This is a genomic window from Rhizobium sp. PDO1-076 (assembly GCF_000247475.1).
Classification (GTDB): Bacteria; Pseudomonadota; Alphaproteobacteria; order Rhizobiales; family Rhizobiaceae; genus Allorhizobium.
In genome coordinates, this window is record NZ_AHZC01000210.1 from 1 (window position 1) to 16,939 (window position 16,939).

13 protein-coding genes are annotated in these 16,939 nt (G+C 60.4%); 7 read left to right on the forward strand and 6 right to left on the reverse strand.

Translation table 11 applies throughout. The features are described 5' to 3' along the window. Window positions 1-246: 246 nt before the first annotated feature. The 3 genes from PDO_RS12470 to PDO_RS12480 all read right to left on the reverse strand — a co-directional run bounded on the left by PDO_RS12470 (window position 247) and on the right by PDO_RS12480 (window position 6,151). Window positions 247-1,656 carry an FAD-binding oxidoreductase gene (locus PDO_RS12470; protein WP_007602038.1) on the reverse strand — a complete coding sequence of 470 codons (1,410 nt, stop codon included), beginning with the start codon at window positions 1,654-1,656 and terminating at the stop codon, window positions 247-249. Between the two features lie 140 nt (window positions 1,657-1,796). Continuing rightward, window positions 1,797-4,943, reverse strand: a complete 3,147-nt coding sequence (locus PDO_RS12475; RefSeq protein ID WP_007602040.1) for an efflux RND transporter permease subunit — start codon at window positions 4,941-4,943, stop codon at window positions 1,797-1,799. Further along, window positions 4,940-6,151: an efflux RND transporter periplasmic adaptor subunit gene (locus PDO_RS12480; RefSeq protein ID WP_007602042.1), complete on the reverse strand. Its 1,212-nt coding sequence runs from the start codon at window positions 6,149-6,151 to the stop codon at window positions 4,940-4,942. The genes PDO_RS12475 and PDO_RS12480 overlap by 4 nt, the downstream gene beginning before the upstream one ends. A gap of 325 nt (window positions 6,152-6,476) precedes the next feature. Here PDO_RS12480 and PDO_RS12485 point away from each other — a divergent pair, with 325 nt between their 5' ends. Both PDO_RS12485 and PDO_RS12490 read left to right on the forward strand, forming a co-directional pair. Beyond that, entirely contained in the window at window positions 6,477-8,957 is a 2,481-nt protein-coding gene (locus PDO_RS12485; RefSeq protein WP_007602044.1) for an ATP-dependent helicase, read from the forward strand. Window positions 8,958-9,058: 101 nt separating this feature from the next. After that, the gene (locus PDO_RS12490) at window positions 9,059-9,829 is read left to right on the forward strand and encodes a glycosyltransferase family 25 protein (protein WP_007602046.1); all 771 of its coding nucleotides are present in this window, start codon (window positions 9,059-9,061) and stop codon (window positions 9,827-9,829) included. Between the two features lie 49 nt (window positions 9,830-9,878). On the opposite strand, the gene PDO_RS12495 is transcribed toward PDO_RS12490, so the two are convergent. Next, on the reverse strand, window positions 9,879-10,157 hold the full coding sequence (locus PDO_RS12495) for a DUF6074 family protein (RefSeq protein ID WP_007602047.1): 279 nt from the start codon (window positions 10,155-10,157) through the stop codon (window positions 9,879-9,881). A 165-nt stretch (window positions 10,158-10,322) separates the two neighbouring features. Then, window positions 10,323-12,662, reverse strand: coding sequence for a glucose/quinate/shikimate family membrane-bound PQQ-dependent dehydrogenase (locus tag PDO_RS12500; RefSeq protein ID WP_007602048.1), 2,340 nt, complete (start codon window positions 12,660-12,662; stop codon window positions 10,323-10,325). Between the two features lie 213 nt (window positions 12,663-12,875). On the opposite strand from PDO_RS12500, the gene pncA reads away from it, so the two are divergent. The 3 genes from pncA to panB all read left to right on the forward strand — a co-directional run bounded on the left by pncA (window position 12,876) and on the right by panB (window position 15,294). Next, window positions 12,876-13,502 carry a bifunctional nicotinamidase/pyrazinamidase gene (gene pncA / locus PDO_RS12505; protein ID WP_007602050.1) on the forward strand — a complete coding sequence of 209 codons (627 nt, stop codon included), beginning with the start codon at window positions 12,876-12,878 and terminating at the stop codon, window positions 13,500-13,502. Window positions 13,503-13,592: 90 nt separating this feature from the next. Continuing rightward, window positions 13,593-14,465 (forward strand): pantoate--beta-alanine ligase, encoded by an 873-nt coding sequence (gene panC, locus PDO_RS12510; protein ID WP_007602057.1) that lies wholly within the window; start codon window positions 13,593-13,595, stop codon window positions 14,463-14,465. A gap of 1 nt (window position 14,466) precedes the next feature. Beyond that, complete coding sequence (gene panB / locus PDO_RS12515; RefSeq protein WP_007602058.1) at window positions 14,467-15,294, forward strand: 3-methyl-2-oxobutanoate hydroxymethyltransferase; 828 nt, start codon at window positions 14,467-14,469, stop codon at window positions 15,292-15,294. A 9-nt stretch (window positions 15,295-15,303) separates the two neighbouring features. Here panB and PDO_RS12520 read toward each other — a convergent pair whose 3' ends face one another. After that, window positions 15,304-15,552: a DUF2164 domain-containing protein gene (locus tag PDO_RS12520; RefSeq protein WP_007602060.1), complete on the reverse strand. Its 249-nt coding sequence runs from the start codon at window positions 15,550-15,552 to the stop codon at window positions 15,304-15,306. A 274-nt stretch (window positions 15,553-15,826) separates the two neighbouring features. On the opposite strand from PDO_RS12520, the gene PDO_RS12525 reads away from it, so the two are divergent. Both PDO_RS12525 and PDO_RS12530 read left to right on the forward strand, forming a co-directional pair. Beyond that, entirely contained in the window at window positions 15,827-16,555 is a 729-nt protein-coding gene (locus PDO_RS12525; RefSeq protein ID WP_007602063.1) for an AzlC family ABC transporter permease, read from the forward strand. Beyond that, window positions 16,552-16,863: an AzlD family protein gene (locus tag PDO_RS12530; RefSeq protein WP_007602066.1), complete on the forward strand. Its 312-nt coding sequence runs from the start codon at window positions 16,552-16,554 to the stop codon at window positions 16,861-16,863. The genes PDO_RS12525 and PDO_RS12530 overlap by 4 nt, the downstream gene beginning before the upstream one ends. Window positions 16,864-16,939 lie beyond the last annotated feature (76 nt).

Genomic DNA, 16,939 nt, shown 5'->3' on the forward strand with positions numbered 1-16,939 from the left:
CGGGCGGCTGACAGAGCCATGCACCACGACTTTCTTGCCGAGCAGGACACTGGCCCGATCCTCGAAGTTCTGCCGGAAATTCGTCCAGTCCACGAAGAGCGGAGCCAGAAGCGCCGAAAAAAAGCGCAACGACGAGCAGGCCTCCGAGACTTACCAGGATGCGTCCGAGCACCAAATGCCACTCCCTTGTTCACAGCCCGCAAGGTAACCCAATTCGCCGTGGGAGCAAGCTGCAAGGTCTTGTAATCAGAGCCTAAAAATCTTGCCCGGATTGAATATGTTGTCGGGGTCCAGGCTCGCCTTGATTGTTCGCATCACCGGCAGCGCACTCGCCAGTTCCTGCTCGAGGTAACTGATCTTGCCCTGGCCTATGCCGTGTTCGCCGGTGCAGGTCCCCTCCATCGCCAGCGCGCGATTGTTGAGCCGCCCGATAAACGCCTCGGCCTTCGCAACGTCTTCAGGATCCTTGTCGTTGAAAAGTAGAAGCACGTGAAAATTGCCGTCTCCGGCATGGCCGACGATTGGAGCCAGAAGATTGTTTTCGCGAATATCAGCCTGTGTTTGTGCAACGCAGTCTGCCAGCATCGAAATCGGCACACAAACGTCGGTCGACAGCGCGGCAAGTTCCGGCGCCAGCGCGCGGCTTGCCCAATAGGCGTTGTGACGCGCCTTCCACAAGGTCGCGCGCTCTTCGGCATTGGTCGTATAGTGGAATTCGCCACCGCCGAATTCGGCCGCGATCTCGGCAAATTGCTGTGATTGCAGGGCGACCGTTTCATCCGTGCCGTGGAACTCGACAAACAATGTCGGCCGCTCCTCGTAGGACAGTTTGGAATAGGCGTTGCAGGCGCGGATCTGCATCTCGTCCAACATTTCGATACGCGCCACCGGCACGCCCATCTGGATCGTCATGATCACCGCGTTGCAGGCATCCTGCAGTGTCGGAAAGGCACAGACACCACCGCTGATCTTCGCCGGTATGCCCTGAAGGCGCAATGTGATCGACGTAATCAGCCCGAGGGTTCCTTCCGAACCCACGAACAATCGGGTCAGGTCGTAACCGGCAGACGACTTGCGGGCCCGCTGCGCAGTGAGGATTTCCTCGCCATTGGCCGTAACCACGGTCAAGGCCAGCACATTGTCCTTCATCGTGCCGTAACGCACGGCATTTGTGCCCGAGGCGCGTGTCGACGCCATACCGCCGATCGAGGCATTGGCTCCCGGGTCGATGGGAAAGAAAAGGCCGGTGTCGCGCAGATAGGTATTCAGCTCTTCGCGCGTCACGCCCGGCTCGACCGTGCAGTCGAGATCCTCGGTATTGACCCGCAAGACCTTGTTCATCCGGCTGAAGTCGACGGAAATGCCGCCGAAGGGGGCATTCACCTGCCCTTCCAGCGATGAGCCGATCCCGAAGGCAACGACGGGAACCTTGTAGGCGGCGCAGGCACGCACGACATCGCGCACTTCCTCACTGCTTTCGACGAAGACGACACCATCCGGTAACTGCGACGGCAGGTATGTAGTCGTGTGGCTGTGCTGTTCGCGAAACGATTGGCCGGTCTGGAAGGCATCGCCGAAACGCTGTTTCAGGATCGCGCTGACAGTTGCAATTGCCTCGACATTGCGCAGGCCCTCGATAACATCTTTCAGCGCCATATCGGCCACTCCCATAAACCAGCACTATTGCGGCCGATCATGCGCCGCACTTCGTGGCGTCTGCTATGGGATAGGCTCCGGCGTTTGTCCAGCCGGTGAAAGGCGCGGCGCGGCAAAGCACCGCGCCCTTTCGTCGGTTGCTACTCCGCAGCAATCCATCGCGGCTCTCCGGCATCATTGGCAGCCGACGTGGCGTCCTGCAGTTCCGACTTCAACCGCTCTTCCTCATGCGCATGCGGCTTGGAGAAGCGGGCTAGGAGCAGATAGGCAACCGGCGTAATATAGAGCGTCACCAGTGTCGCCATGCCAAGCCCGCCGACAATGACCCATCCGAGCGCGATACGCGCTTCGGCGCCGGCTCCCTTTGCCAGCACCAGCGGCAAGCCGCCCAGCACCGTGGCAATCATCGTCATCATCACCGGCCGAAGGCGGATCGAGCAGGCACTTTCGATCGCCTCGCGAACGCTGGCACCCCGATCGCGCAACTGATTGGCGAATTCGACGATCAGGATGCCGTTCTTCGCCATGACACCGACCAGCAGAACGAGACCGATCTGACTGTAGACATTCAGGCTGGAGCCGGTGATCACCAAGGCAAACACTGCACAGGCAAGACCGAGCGGCACCGTAGCCATGATGATCAGCGCTGAAATGACGCTTTCGAACTGCGCCGCAAGCACCAGGAAGATGATGGCAAAGGCAAATCCGAAGGTCAGCGCCATGCCTGAGGCATTTTCCTCAAGCGTTGCGGCTTCGGCGAGAGGAACCAGCCGCGCTCCGGAAGGCAGAAGCGGTTCGGCAATGGCCTTCATCGCCTCGACCGCTTCGCCAAGCGATACGCCCTCGTTAAGGCTCGACGAGAACGACACCGAGGCTAGCTGCTGCTCGCGATTGAGCTGCGGCGACACGGCATTTTCCTGCAGGGTCGCAATGGTCGACATCGGCACCACGCGACCATCGGACGTGGTGAGGAATATGTTTTCCAGATCCGTCGGATCATTGATCGGTTGCGTGCTCGAAATCAGCCGAACCGGAATGGCATCGCCGTCAACGAAGACATCCGTTACCGAGCGGCCTTCCAAAAGAGCCTGCACCGAGGTTCCGATCGCATTGATATCGACGCCGAGATCGGAAGCGCGCTCGCGATTGACCGTCACCGATATCTGCGCCTGGGTCGGTTCGTTATCCAACCGCGGCGTCTGGAAAAGACTGGAGTTGCGCATCTGGTCAACGACCTTGATCGCCGCTTCCGTCAGTTTCTCGTGGTCGCTGCCGACAAGCGCCATCTGCAGACCGCTACCCGCACCACGGATGCGCAAACTGTTGGTCTGGAAGACATTGCCGCGCAATGCCGGCACGGTCGCCGCGGCGGCATTGATATCCTGGACGATCTGGTTCTGTGTGCGCTCACGCTCGCTCCAGGGTGCCAGCGTCAGTACCATGAATGCGCTGTTCGTTGCACCCTGCCCGGAGATCGAGAAGATATTGCGGATCTCGCCGCTATCGACCAGAGGCTGCAGCTTTTCCTCGACGCGCTGGACCTGATCGCGCGTATAGGCAAGACTCACGCCCTGCGGCGCGGAGAGCCGAAGCATGACCATCGACCGGTCTTCCTGCGGCGTCAGCTCGTTCTGGATCAAGCCGAATGTCGCAAATGCCGCCCCCGAGATCAGTATCGAGACAACCACGACGATCAGCGGATTGCTGAGGCTTGAATGCAGCGTACGTTTGTAGACCTTTGAAAACAGCGCGCCAAATCGACCGAGCAGCCCATGATCCTCGTGCTCGGACTTTCCGAGCATGCGTGACGCCAGCATCGGGCATAGGGTCAGAGCCGTTACCGATGACAGAAGAACGGCAAAGGCCAACACGAAGCCGAACTCGCGGAACAGGCCGCCAAGCTGTCCGGGCAGGAAGGAGAGCGGAATGAACACCGCGGCCAGTGTTGCCGTGGTTGCCAGTACGGCAAAGAACACTTCCTGCGTTCCCAGAACAGCCGCCGCACGCGGCCCCATGCCCTCGGCCCGCCGACGCACGATGTTTTCCAGAACCACGATGGCATCATCGACTACCAGTCCGGTGGCCAGAACGATGGCAAGCAATGTCAGAATATTGATCGAGAACCCGACCATGTAGATGGCGACCAGCGTTCCGATGAGCGCCACCGGCATGGTCAGTGCCGGAATGAGCGTGGCCCGCCAATCGCGTAGGAAGAGATAAAGCACGACGACAACGATGAAGGCGGACAGCGAAAGCGCCAACTCTACTTCATGAAGCGCCCCTTCGATGAACACCGCGTCATCGCTGGTAATGGCGATTCTCGTGCCTTCCGGCAGCGTTTTCGACAGGGCGTCGACGGCCGCGTGCACGCCCTCGGAGATGTTCAATGTGTTAGACTGCGCCTGGCGGATAATGCCAAGGCCCACCCCCTGCACGCCGTTCGAACGCAACGATGTCGATCCGTCATCCGGACCAAGCGTCACGGTCGCCACATCGCGCAACCGGACATTGTCGCCGATCAGCACATTCTCGAAATCTTCGGGCGTCGTCAGATTGGCTGTTGCCCGCACGACGATGTCCTGCGTCATGGATTCAAGCGAACCCGCCGGCACATCCATGGCCGAACTCTGCAGTGCGGTTGCAAGATCCGCGACGCTCAGCCCACGGCTGGCCAGTGCCGCCTGATTGACATCGACCCGGAAGACCTTCTCCTGATCGCCATACACCTGGACATCGGCCACGCCTTCGACGGCCGCAAGACGGTCGGATATCTCGTTATCGACGAGCAGCGTCAGATCTTCCATGCTGAGCTTCGACGACGTGACCGCAAGGCGCATGATGGCCTGCGAATCCGAGTCTGCCTTGACGATGCGCGGCTCGTCGGCATCATCCGGCAACTGGTTCGCGACGCGGCCTAGCGCGTCTCGCACATCGTTCGCCGCAACCGCCAGATCGACATTGTCGCTGAACTCCAGCGTCGTCCGGCTTTCGCCGAACTGCGATCGGGACGAGATCGACTTCAGGCCGCTGACGCGAGCAACGGCGCCCTCAACCACCTTGGTCACTTCCTGGTCCATTGTCTGGGCCGAGGCGCCGTCATAGTCGGTGGTGACGGAAATGACCGGCTGATCGACATCCGGCAATTCGCGCACTTCGATACCGGCGAGGGCTGCGAGACCCGCGACGACCAGGAGCGTATTCAGCACCGCAGCCAAAACCGGGCGCCGAACGAAGAGCGCCGTGAAGGACTGACCTGATTTTTCAGATGAGCTGTCGACAGGGTTCATTGGCTTGCCACCTCCGGCGTCGCCGCGCTCTTGTCGCTGCCCGCAACCTGCCCCGCAACCTGAACGCCGCCGCCCTCCCGCACCCGTTGCAAGCCTTCGATCGCAACGACATCGCCCTCCTTCAGGCCGGAATCAACAAGAACCTGATCCGAGTTGCGCTGGATAATCCGCACCCGGGTCTTGACCGATTTGTCATCCTTGATCTGCCAGACGAACGAACCGAGCCCGTCCCATTGGACCGCCAGCGGGTTGACGGCCGGATAGTGATCGCCCGGAAACTGCATGGTCACATTGAACGACATGCCGGCCCGCAGCAGATCGTTGGAATTGTCGATACGGGCGCGAATGCGGATGGTCCGGCTCGCCGGGTCAACCCGGTTGTCGACAGCATCGACCTTGCCAGCGAACACATCGCCCGGTCTCGAAACCGAAATCGCCTTGATCGCCATACCGGCTTTTACCGCTGTTGCGAACCGCTCCGGCGCCCAGAAGTCGACGAGTAGCTCGGACCGGTTGTCCAGCGTCACCACATTGCTCGAGGTCGTGACATTGTCACCGATGCTGACCCCGATAATACCAATGATCCCGTCGATCGGGGCGACGATATCGCGTCTCTTGAGATTGAGTTCCGCTGTCGTCAACTCGAGTCGAGCCTGTTCCAGTGCAATCTGGGCGTCGAGAACCTCAAGCCGCGAGAAGCTCTGAAGGTTGCGGTAGGATTCGGATTTCTCGCTCGCGCTGTGCAGCCCGACCTTGGCCAGGTCACGCAAGATGACCTGTTCATCATCATCGAGCTTGGCGACGACCTGGCCCTTTTTGACCCGCTCGCCAGAAGATACGAGTATCTCGGTGATCGTTCCGGAAGCCTGCGGCATCACGGTCACCGCCTGGATCGCTTCGCCATCGCCGATCGCGCTCAGGCGATCGTTCAGAATGCCAACCGTCACCGGCTGGGTGACAATCAGGATCGGCTGGTTGCGGCCACCCTGACGCTGTCCTTGGCCTGCAGTCTGGCCTTTGCCGCGCGACTGACCCTGTGCCTGCGTTCCTTCGCCGGCTGCACCGGAACTTGAAACCATTGCGACCAAGTTCTGCGGCACGCCCATCTGAACCAGCGTCTGGCCGGCCTGCGGCGAGACATAGACCCAAAGACACAGCCCTGCGAAAAGCAGCAACAGACTGAGACCGAGTTGCTTCCAAAGCGGCATGCGGAACTCCAAATTTATACAATGAAAATCGTGCTCAACTATCTTGTTTCAAGGGGCCGAATGCAATGCCCGATCATCAAGCTTACTGATTTGTAATATCACGCGAATTCACGCGACTGTGATTGCCGGTCGTGGTTGACAACGGCGCTTGTGGCCGGATTTGCCTATGGCACATGGCGTCAGTGCACCCGGCAACGGCCGCAACCAGTTTGCCTGAGCCCTTGCAGGCGTGACAGCGACAAAAACCGTCAGCAAGTCAGGCTTCTGGAATAAAACCAGAACGCTTCATCTGGCCTTTCCAGACCGAATCACTACATTGAGCCGCATGAGTAACGGTTTCGATGACATTCCTTTCTTCGATGAAGAACCCGCCCCGCGCAAGCCGGTGCCGGCGACAGCCTCCCCCTCGGCCCCATCTTCTGGCAGCGGGCTGGGTATTGCCGCACGCGCCATGGCGGCACGCGACCAGGCGCGTATTCCGGATTATCTGTCCGGCCTGAACCCGGAGCAGCGTCTGGCCGTCGAAACCGTCGATGGTCCACTTCTGGTCCTGGCGGGTGCGGGGACCGGCAAGACCCGCGTTCTGACCACCCGCATCGCCCACATTCTCGCAACAAACAGGGCATTCCCCTCCCAGCTTCTCGCCGTGACCTTCACCAACAAGGCCGCCCGCGAGATGAAAGAGCGCATCGGCCACCTCGTCGGTGGCGCGGTCGAGGGCATGCCCTGGCTCGGAACTTTCCACTCGATCGGCGTCAAGCTCCTGCGTCGCCATGCCGAACTGGTCGGGCTGTCGTCGGATTTCACCATTCTCGACACCGATGACGTGGTGCGCCTGATCAAGCAGATCATCCAGGCCGAGGGTCTCGACGACAAGCGCTGGCCGGCCAAGCAGTTTGCCGCCATGATCGATGGCTGGAAGAACAAGGCACTCGACCCGGCTCAGATCCCCGAAGGAGACGCCCGCGCTTTCGCCAATGGCAAGGGACGCGAGCTCTATGCTGCCTATCAGGCCCGGCTAAAGGCCCTGAACGCCTGTGATTTCGGCGATCTCCTGCTGCATCCGATCCGCATGTTCCGCGCCAATCCGGATGTGCTGAAGGAGTATCATCAGAAGTTCAAATACATTCTGGTCGACGAGTATCAGGACACCAACACTGCCCAGTACATGTGGCTCAGGCTGCTGGCCCAGCGACCTGCAGGCGTGCCGCAGAATGTCTGTTGTGTCGGCGACGACGACCAGTCGATCTATGGCTGGCGCGGCGCCGAAGTCGACAACATCCTGCGCTTCGACAAGGATTTCCCCGGCGCCAAGGTGATCAAGCTGGAGCGCAACTACCGCTCCACCGAACATATCCTCGGCGCCGCCGGCCATCTGATTGCCCACAATGAGGGCCGCCTCGGCAAGACGCTGTTCACCGATCGCGTCGATCCGAACGATGACAAGGTCGTCGTGCACGCAGCCTGGGATTCCGAGGAGGAAGCCCGTGCCGTTGGCGAGGAAATCGAGCAATTGCAGCGCAACGAGCATCCGCTCAACAATATGGCGATCCTGGTGCGCGCCTCCTTCCAGATGCGCGAATTCGAAGACCGCTTCGTCACGCTCGGCCTGAACTACCGGGTGATCGGCGGCCCGCGCTTCTACGAGCGTCTCGAAATCCGCGATGCCATGGCCTATTTCCGCATGGTCTGCCAGCCGGCCGATGATCTCGCCTTCGAGCGTATCGTCAACACGCCGAAGCGCGGGCTTGGCGACACGACCATCCGCAATCTGCACGACTATGCGAGAGCCCGCGACATACCCATGCTGGCGGCAGCGGCCGACATCATCGAGACCGACGAGTTGAAGCCAAAGGCGCGCAAGTCGCTGTTTGACGTCGTCACCGACTTCCGCCGCTGGCAGACGCTGCTGGAGAACACGCCACATACCGAGCTTGCCGAACAGATCCTCGATGAGAGCGGCTACACGGCCATGTGGCAGAATGACAAGTCGGCCGAGGCGCCGGGACGACTGGAAAACCTGAAGGAACTTGTCCGCTCGATGGAAGCCTTCGAGAGCATGCGCAGCTTCCTCGAACATGTGTCGCTGGTAATGGACACCGAGCAGAATGCCGAGATGGACGCCGTCTCGATCATGACGCTGCATTCGGCCAAGGGGCTGGAATTCGAAACCGTCTTTCTCCCCGGCTGGGAAGAGGGCCTCTTCCCGCACCAGCGTGCACTGGATGAAGGCGGGCGCTCCGGCCTTGAGGAAGAACGGCGGCTTGCCTATGTCGGCGTCACGCGCGCCAAGCGGCGTTGCCATATCTGGTTCGTGTCCAACCGCCGCATTCATGGCCTGTGGCAGTCGACCATGCCGTCGCGCTTCCTCGATGAATTGCCGCCGGCGCATGTCGAGGTCGCCGAATCCGAAACGTCCTACGGCGGCTATGGTCGCAACCCCTACGGCCAGTCACGCTTCGACAAGCAGGAGCCTTTCCAGAACTCCTATTCGACACCGGGCTGGAAACGCGCCCAGGCCAACAAGACCGACGCCACGCGCGACAACTGGGGCAGTCGCTCCGGCCACGCCGTCGAACGCATCGGCTATGGCGAGAGTGGACCGCGCGCGAAAACCATTGACGGCGACCTGGTGGCGAAATCCACCAGCACCGAGCCTTCGCGCTTTTCTGTGGGCGACCGCGTCTTCCACATCAAGTTTGGCAATGGCAACATCGCCTCGATTGAAGGCAACAAGCTGACCATCGATTTCGATCGGGCCGGGCAAAAACGCGTGCTGGATGGGTTTGTCGAAAAAGCCGGCTGAGCCAGGCTCGACTGCCGGTCGGCCGGCCCTTGCTTGACCCATGCCCAAAGCCTGCTAGGAGGCGTGGAAGAATTCGCTCACCCGTTTTGTCGGAGATCGCCTTGCATTTTCTGCCCAAGAGCCAGATGACGCTGTCCGTCTACCTGATCAACATGGATGGCGCGACGGACCGCCTCGCGGCCATGACCGAAAAGCTTCAGGCCGCAAGCCTCGAATACGAGCGCGTGCCTGGCGTCAACGGACGCGCGATCACCTTCCCGATCAAGGAATTCAGCGAACTGTCCTACAAGCTGCTGCATGGGCGTCGCACGACCCCTGCTGAAGTCGGCTGCTATCTGAGCCATGTCGATTGCGCCCGGCGGCTGCTCGCCGGCCACGCGGATCTCGGACTGATCCTCGAAGACGACGTGTCGTTCGAGCCGGATTTCCTCAACAGTGTCGATTGCGCCGCCATGCACCCGACGGATTGGGACATCCTCCGCCTGACGACGGTGAACCGGGGTCGGAAATACCCATTCAAGCCCCTGGAAGATGGTCGATCTCTGGCGCTGGCCCTGACCCGGGAAAAAGGCGCCGGCGCCTATGTCATCAATCGCGAGGCAGCACGCTGGATCGTCAATCGGCTGATCCCGATGCGACTGGCCTATGATATCGCCTTCGATCTGGAATATCTCGACGGCCTCAAGGCTGCCTTCGTTGATCCGCAACCGGCCAGCCAGTATTCGGAACACGAAACCCAGATCCAGAGCAACATGCAGCAATACAAGCTGCCGCGCTGGCGCTACCTGACAGTTCTGCCCTACCGCGCTTATCTGGAAGTGTCGCGCTTCTTTTCGCGCGGTTTCCAGTTGCTGAGAAACAGGTTTTTCTAGCTGAATTCGGCGGCGCGCATCATAGAGCGCGAGATCCGGATCGCGGGCCTCAGCCGCGCGCTTCTTCGGCCCGGTGAAGCCACATCAGTTCCATCTGGACGGCGGCCTGAAAATCCATGATTTCAACCCGCATCTCGTCTTCCGGGCAGCCAAGCGAAAGCAGTTCGGCGCCAAGTGCGCGGCATGTCGTCTTCCAGAATTCGACGGCAGCATAGCCGTTGAGGCGATCGAGTTCGACGGCCGAGCGACGCACCAGATCCGTGCGGTTCGCAAGCGGGAAGAAGGCGATGGACGGGTTGGTTTGGCCGGTCATGGCTTGGTCACTCATGCGAATACATCCTCACGTTACGTGAATGTGTGTAGAATCACATGGTTAACGTTTGGTTTCCTTCAGGCACCCGCAGCCGAATCGATCGGAAAACTGCGCCAAAAAGAAACCCTCCGGGCGTTTCCGCCCGAAGGGTAGCACTTCATCGTGGTGACAGGGCCGAACTCAGTCCGGCAATTTATAGGCGATCACATAGTCACCCGGCTTGGTGCCGACTGAGCCATGACCGCCCGCGACCATCACCACATATTGCTTGCCGTTGTCGAGCGCATAGGTCATCGGCGTCGCCTGGCCACCGGCCGGCAGTCTGGCTTCCCAGAGCTGATTGCCGCTCGTCAAGTCATAGGCGCGCAGATAATCGTCGACGGCGGCCCCCAGGAACGCGACACCGCCCTTGGTGATCATCGGCCCACCGATACCCGGAACGCCAACCTTCAACGGCAGCGGCAAGGGCGTCATGTCATAGACCGTGCCGTTGCGATGCTGATAGGCCACCTTGCCCGTGCGCAGATCGACGCCTGCGACGGTTCCCCATGGCGGCGCCTGGCAGGGAATGCCGATCGGCGACAGGAACGGCCCCATATAGACGCCGTAGGGGGCGCCTTCGTTGCGGTTGAGCCCCTGTTCCGAGCCTTTTTCGCCCGCCCCCTTCGGCGCGATTTCCGATCGCGGCACCAGCCGTGAGGTGAAGGCCAGATAGGTTGGCATTCCGAACATCACCTGGCGCTCGGGATCGACCGCGACCGAACCCCAGTTGAACGTGCCGAAATTGCCCGGATAAACCAGCGTGCCCTCCAGCGACGGCGGCGTGTACTGGCCCTCATATTTCAGCTTGTGGAAGGCGATGCGGCACATCATCTGGTCGATGAGGCTCAGCCCCCACATGTCGCTCTCGACCATAGTCTTCGGTCGGAAGCTCAGATCCGAAATAGGCTGCGTCGGGGCTGTAAAATCTTCCTCGATCGCACCGCCAGGTGCCGGGATTTCGTTGACCGGGATGATCGGATCGCCGGTGCGCCGGTCCAGCACGTAGATATCGCCTTGCTTGGTCGGTCCGACCAGTGCCGGCACCGGCGTGCCCTCGGCATTGGTGATATCCAGCAGCACCGGTTGCGCCGGAACATCCATATCCCAGAGATCGTGATGAACGGTCTGGCGCACCCAACGGTCTGCGCCGGTGTTCAGATCGAGCGCCACGATCGAGGAGGAGTATTTCTCGACATTTGCGGACCGGCCCATACCGAGCTGGTCAGGAACCTGATTGCCGAGCGGAATGTAGACCAGGCCCAATTGCTCATCGACGGCAAACACAGACCAGCTGTTCGGCGAATTGGCCGTGTAGGTCTGGCCCGGGCCGATCGGCTGTATCTGGCTTGGATTGCCGGCATCCCAATTCCAGATCAGGGCGCCCGTATTGACGTCGAAGGCGCGGATAACGCCCGATTGCGACTGTGTCGAATAGTTGTCGTTGACCGCACCACCAACAATGATCTTGCCGGCAGCGACCACTGGCGGCGACGTCGAATAATAGTAGCCGGCCGGGTTATACGGCATGCCCTGCTCCAGGCGCAGCGTGCCACCGTCGGCAAAACTTGTGCAGATCGAGCCGGTCTCGGCATCCAGGGCAATCAGTCGCGCGTCGGACGTCGGCAGATAGACGCGTGCGGCACAGCTGGTACCGGCCGCGGCAGCTGGATCCGCGTAGTAGGTCACGCCACGGCATGTCTGGTGCTGCCGGTCCGGGTTCAGGCCCGCATTCGGATCGAATTTCCACTTTTCCTTGCCGGTTTCGGCATCGATGGCGATTGCCCAGTTGTGCGGGGTGCAGATGTAAAGCGTATTGCCGACCTTGAGCGGCGTCACCTGATAGGTTGTCTCGCCAACATCCTCCGGCAATTTCACGTCGCCCGTCTGGTAAGTCCAGGCGACTTCCAGCTTGTCGACATTGTCGGTATTGATCTGCGTCAGTGGAGAATAACGCTGGCCGTAGGGCGTCCGACCATACTGATGCCAATCACCGTCCGGCACATCACCACCAAGGCTCGGGGCGGCGGCAACCTGCTCTGTTGGCAAGGCGCCGGCGCGGTCGTAGGGATCCTGCGTCATCGAAAAGACCGCGACAACCAGTGCCAGCAGCACCGGAAGTGCAACCGGCCATGCATTCGCAGCCACCCGACCGCGGCGATGGACCGGACCGAGCTTGCGGCGTAGCACCGGCAACATCAGGCACAGGCCAAGCACCACGACCAATCCGCCGCGTGTTCCGAGTTGCCACCAGTCGAATCCGACCTCCCAGATCGCCCAGGCCAGGCTGCCGACGATGAACAAGCCATAAAGCCACAAAGCCTCGTCCCGTCGGAGCAACAGCAACACAGCCGTGAGAAGCAGGACGACACCCGCGATGAGATAGTAGAGGCTGCCTCCCAGCATCAAAAGCTGCCCGCCACCCACGGCAAGCACCAGCCCCAGCACGCCAAAAATGATGGCAGTAATGGTGATCAGCATTTCCAATTCCGTTCATTCTAAAATGGATCGAAGCGCCTCCGGCCGGAGGCGCATGACCATGCCGCAACGCACAAAACCGGTGATTGTTCCATGCTGACTGGAAAAACGATTTTAACGCCGCTGTGCTGGAAATGAGCGATGGATTGACGACGCGCTTGAACAGTGTCGCCTGAATCGTCATCTTGCATTGCACACAAGCGCTGGGGAGCGTCCATGACCAAGGCCTTACTGCTGATCGATATTCAAAACGGTTTCTGTCCGGGTGGCAATCTGCCCGTGGCCGATGGCGACATCGTGGTTCCAATCGCCAATGGCCTGATGGAAAGTGGCCACTACGACCTGATCGTCGCCTCCCAGGACTGGCACCCTGCCGATCACGGCAGCTTCGCCTCGCAACATCCCGGAAAACGGCCCTTCGACATGGGCGAACTGTCAGGCCAGCCCCAGGTGATGTGGCCCGACCACTGTGTTCAGGGAACACCGGACGCCGCCTTTCATCCGGAACTCCTGACCGCAAAGATCAACCACGTGCAGAAAAAAGGGCAAAATCCGGCCGTCGACAGCTACTCCGCCTTTCGCGACAATGATCAGGCGGCCCTGACAGGTCTCGCCGCCTATCTGCTGTCGAAAGACGTGACCGAACTCGACATCATGGGCCTTGCGACCGACTACTGCGTCAAGTTTTCGGCCCTGGATGCGGTCGACATGCTGCCCGGCGTCAAGGTGCGCCTGATTGCCGACGGTTGCCGTGGGATCGATCCCAAAGGCGTTGAAGAGGCGATCGAGGCGATGCGCGAGGCCGGCGTCGACATCATCGAGAGCAGCGGAATCACCCTCTGAGCAGATGACTGCAAACGATTCGTGCGATTGCCTTTTTTGACGCCACGGGTTAGAGCCCGAGCCAATGAAAAGTCAGGGAGGACGCCGATCATGGAAATCATCACCACGATCGCCGCATTGCGCGACAAGCTCGCGCCCCACCGCCGCGCCGGCCATGCGATTGGTTTTGTGCCGACCATGGGCTACCTGCATCAGGGCCATCTCAGCCTTGTTGCGCATGCCAAGGCCGAGAACGACGTCGCTGTTGTATCGATCTTCGTCAACCCGCTGCAGTTTGGCAAAAACGAGGATCTCGACAAGTATCCCCGCGATCTCGCCCGCGACAGCGCCATGCTGGAAAAGGCAGGCGTCGATTTCATTTTTGCGCCCGGCGTCACCGACATGTATCCGGAGCCGATGCAGACGGTGGTTGACCTGCCGAAGCTTGGCTCCGAACTCGAAGGCGAAGCCCGGCCCGGCCATTTCGCCGGCGTCGCCACGGTGGTGACCAAGCTCTTCAACATCGTCCAGCCCGATGCCGCCTATTTCGGCGAGAAGGACTATCAACAGGTCACGATCATCCAAAAGATGGTTCAGGATCTGGCGCTCCCAGTCCGCATCGTCCCGGTCGAAACGGTCCGAGAAACGGACGGCCTCGCCTGCTCCTCGCGCAATGTCTATCTGTCGAAAGAAGAGCGCGCCGCTGCCGTCATCGTCCCGAAGACCTTAGCCGAAGCCGATCGGCTTTTGCTCGCCGGCATCCGCGACGTGAAGACGCTGGAGGCACGGCTGACCGACTTCCTCAAGACAGAACCGCTGGCCATTCCCGAAGTCGTTGCCATCCGCCACCCGGCAACGCTTGCAAAGCTGGAGACGATCGACGGCCCTGCCCTCGTGCTTCTCTTCGTGCGCTTCGGCAAGACCAAACTCCTCGACAATCGCGTCATCGGCCACCAGGCCAACGCCGGCATGGAGGCCGCCTGACATGAGCACACCACCCCGCCAAAAACGTTTCACACCCGCGGACATCACCGCGCTGAAGGGGAACCGGGCGATCGTCTCCCTGACGGCCTATACGACGCCGATCGCGCGATTGCTCGACGGGCATTGCGACCTTCTGCTGGTCGGCGACAGCCTCGGCATGGTGCTTTACGGCCTCGAGACAACAGTGGGCGTCACCATGGAGATGATGATCGCCCATGGTCAGGCGGTCACGCGCGGCGCCAACCGCGCCTGCGTCATCGTCGACTTGCCGTTCGGCTCCTATCAGGAATCCAAGGAACAGGCGTTCCGCAATGCCGCACGTCTGATGAAGGAAACCGGCTGCGACGGCGTAAAGCTTGAGGGCGGGGCGGAAATGGCCGAGACCGTCGCATTTCTGGTCGCGCGCGGCGTGCCGGTCTTCGGCCATATCGGCCTGATGCCACAGCAGGTTAACACATCCGGCGGTTACCGCTCCAAGGGCCACAGCGACCAGGAGCAGGACAAGATCCGGGCCGATGCCAAGGCGATCGATGAAGCCGGCGCATTTGCCATGGTCATCGAAGGCACCGTCGAACCGCTGGCGCGAGAAATCACCGGAACACTACGCGCCGCAACCATCGGAATTGGCGCATCTCCGGCTTGCGACGGCCAGATCCTGGTGTCCGACGACATGCTGGGCCTGTTCAACGATTTCAAGCCGCGCTTCGTTAAGCACTTCGCCGATCTCGCCCAGGTGATTTCCACCGCGGCCGAAAATTACGCATCCGAGGTTCAAGCGCGAAGCTTCCCGGGCCCGGAGCACACATTCCAGATCCGCACCAAGAAGTAGTCGAACGGACTATGTCTCTGACGTCCGCTCGAGTTGGTAAACCGCATCGTTGAACAGATCGACCTGCTTGGTGAGAAGTGCCTGCGCATCATGCAGCCCGCGATTGTAGAATTGCGGGCCGAGCACGTTCGAAAAGAACGCAGCGACACCTTCCGCTTCGAAGCGTCCCAGTTCAAGATCGAATTCATCCTGAACGTGCGCCTGAATACGCGCCACAAGACGCGCCTGCTCTTCCTTTGAAAATCCGGGTGCCTCCAAAATTCCGTCTCCCCAAAGCAAGCCCCACCCGAATATCGACAACGTGTGGCGGCTGAACCGAATCAAATATTCACAACCATAGACGCCGCTTGACTGCCGCGAACGGATTTCGAATGGCTGAAATGCAGAACCGTGTTTCTTTTCGACAAGATCTTCAAAGGGTGTGCGTGCAACAGGTCTGTTCCATCAACCCTGATGCACGTTCCATCAAACCTATTGGTTTGCCTGTACACGGCAGACAGGGTAACCGGGCTGCAAAACACGGAATTTCAGTATGTCACGCTCAGAATTCAGCGAAGGGATCACCCGGTCCATTCCGATTGTCGTCTCCGCAAGCCCCTTTGCCGTGCTTTTCGGTGCCATTGCCATCGCCAACGGCCAGACAATCGGTGAAGTCGCGCTGACCAGCGGCACCATTTTTGCCGGCGCAAGCCAGCTTGTCGGCATCGAACTGTTTGGCCACCATGTCCCGGCCTGGTTGATCGTATTGTCGATCTTTGCCGTCAATTTCCGCCATGTGCTCTATTCCGCGGCGCTCGCCCCCTTTGTCGAACATTTCTCCGCGTCGCAGAAGGCTGCAACCTTCTTCCTGCTCACCGATCCGCAGTTCGCCGAAACACTGAAGCGTGCAGAGACCGGCACAAAGGTGACCTTTGCCTGGTACATGGGGCTGGGATTGCCAATTTTTGTCGCATGGGTCCTGCTCAGCGTCGTCGGCGCCTATTTCGGCCGCCTGATGGGCGACCCTGCCCGTTTCGGCTTTGACGTGCTGCTTCCGATCTATTTTCTCGCTCTGGTGCTCGGTTTTCGCCGCCGCAGCAATTTCCTGCCGGTGGTCGTCGTCAGCGCGCTCGCTTCGGCCATCGCCCACAAGACCGTCGGCTCTCCTTGGCATGTCAGCATCGGCGCGCTGGCCGGCGTTCTGGCTGCCGCGCTGATGCCTCCCGCCAAGGCTGAGGAAGCGAAATCCGCATCCGGTGCGGCTGCGGAGGACAGCCAATGAATGCGCACTTCAATCCCGAAATGGTGGCGATCATTCTCGCCTCGGCGGTCGCAACCTATGTCACGCGCATCGGCGGCTATGTCCTGATCCGCAAGATGAAAAACATACCGCCGCGCATGGAAGCCGCCCTCAACGCCGTGCCCGCTGCCGTTCTGACCACGCTTGTGGCGCCGGCCTTCTTTGCAGGCGGCATCGAGGTCAAGATTGCGCTTGCGGTCAGCCTGTTGGCGGGCATGCGCCTGTCGACAATCCCGATGCTGCTGGCCGGATGGGCTGTCGCCGTCGCGATCCGCCATTTCGGTGGCTGAACGGCCAGTAGGAGTGCCGGACCGCCGCACGTCAAAATCAACAATCCGGACGCTGGAACATCTTGTTATCCGACAG

Excerpts from the sequence above, each read along its gene's own strand:
- PDO_RS12530 (WP_007602066.1), top strand. The coding sequence starts at position 16,552 with ATGAATGCGCACTTCAATCCCGAAATGGTGGCGATCATTCTCGCCTCG.
- panC (WP_007602057.1), top strand. The coding sequence starts at position 13,593 with ATGGAAATCATCACCACGATCGCCGCATTGCGCGACAAGCTCGCGCCC.
- PDO_RS12485 (WP_007602044.1), top strand. The coding sequence starts at position 6,477 with ATGAGTAACGGTTTCGATGACATTCCTTTCTTCGATGAAGAACCCGCC.
- PDO_RS12480 (WP_007602042.1), bottom strand. The coding sequence starts at position 6,151 with ATGCCGCTTTGGAAGCAACTCGGTCTCAGTCTGTTGCTGCTTTTCGCA.
- PDO_RS12500 (WP_007602048.1), bottom strand. The coding sequence starts at position 12,662 with ATGCTGATCACCATTACTGCCATCATTTTTGGCGTGCTGGGGCTGGTG.
- panB (WP_007602058.1), top strand. The coding sequence starts at position 14,467 with ATGAGCACACCACCCCGCCAAAAACGTTTCACACCCGCGGACATCACC.
- PDO_RS12475 (WP_007602040.1), bottom strand. The coding sequence starts at position 4,943 with ATGAACCCTGTCGACAGCTCATCTGAAAAATCAGGTCAGTCCTTCACG.
- pncA (WP_007602050.1), top strand. The coding sequence starts at position 12,876 with ATGACCAAGGCCTTACTGCTGATCGATATTCAAAACGGTTTCTGTCCG.
- PDO_RS12525 (WP_007602063.1), top strand. The coding sequence starts at position 15,827 with ATGTCACGCTCAGAATTCAGCGAAGGGATCACCCGGTCCATTCCGATT.
- PDO_RS12495 (WP_007602047.1), bottom strand. The coding sequence starts at position 10,157 with ATGAGTGACCAAGCCATGACCGGCCAAACCAACCCGTCCATCGCCTTC.
- PDO_RS12470 (WP_007602038.1), bottom strand. The coding sequence starts at position 1,656 with ATGGCGCTGAAAGATGTTATCGAGGGCCTGCGCAATGTCGAGGCAATT.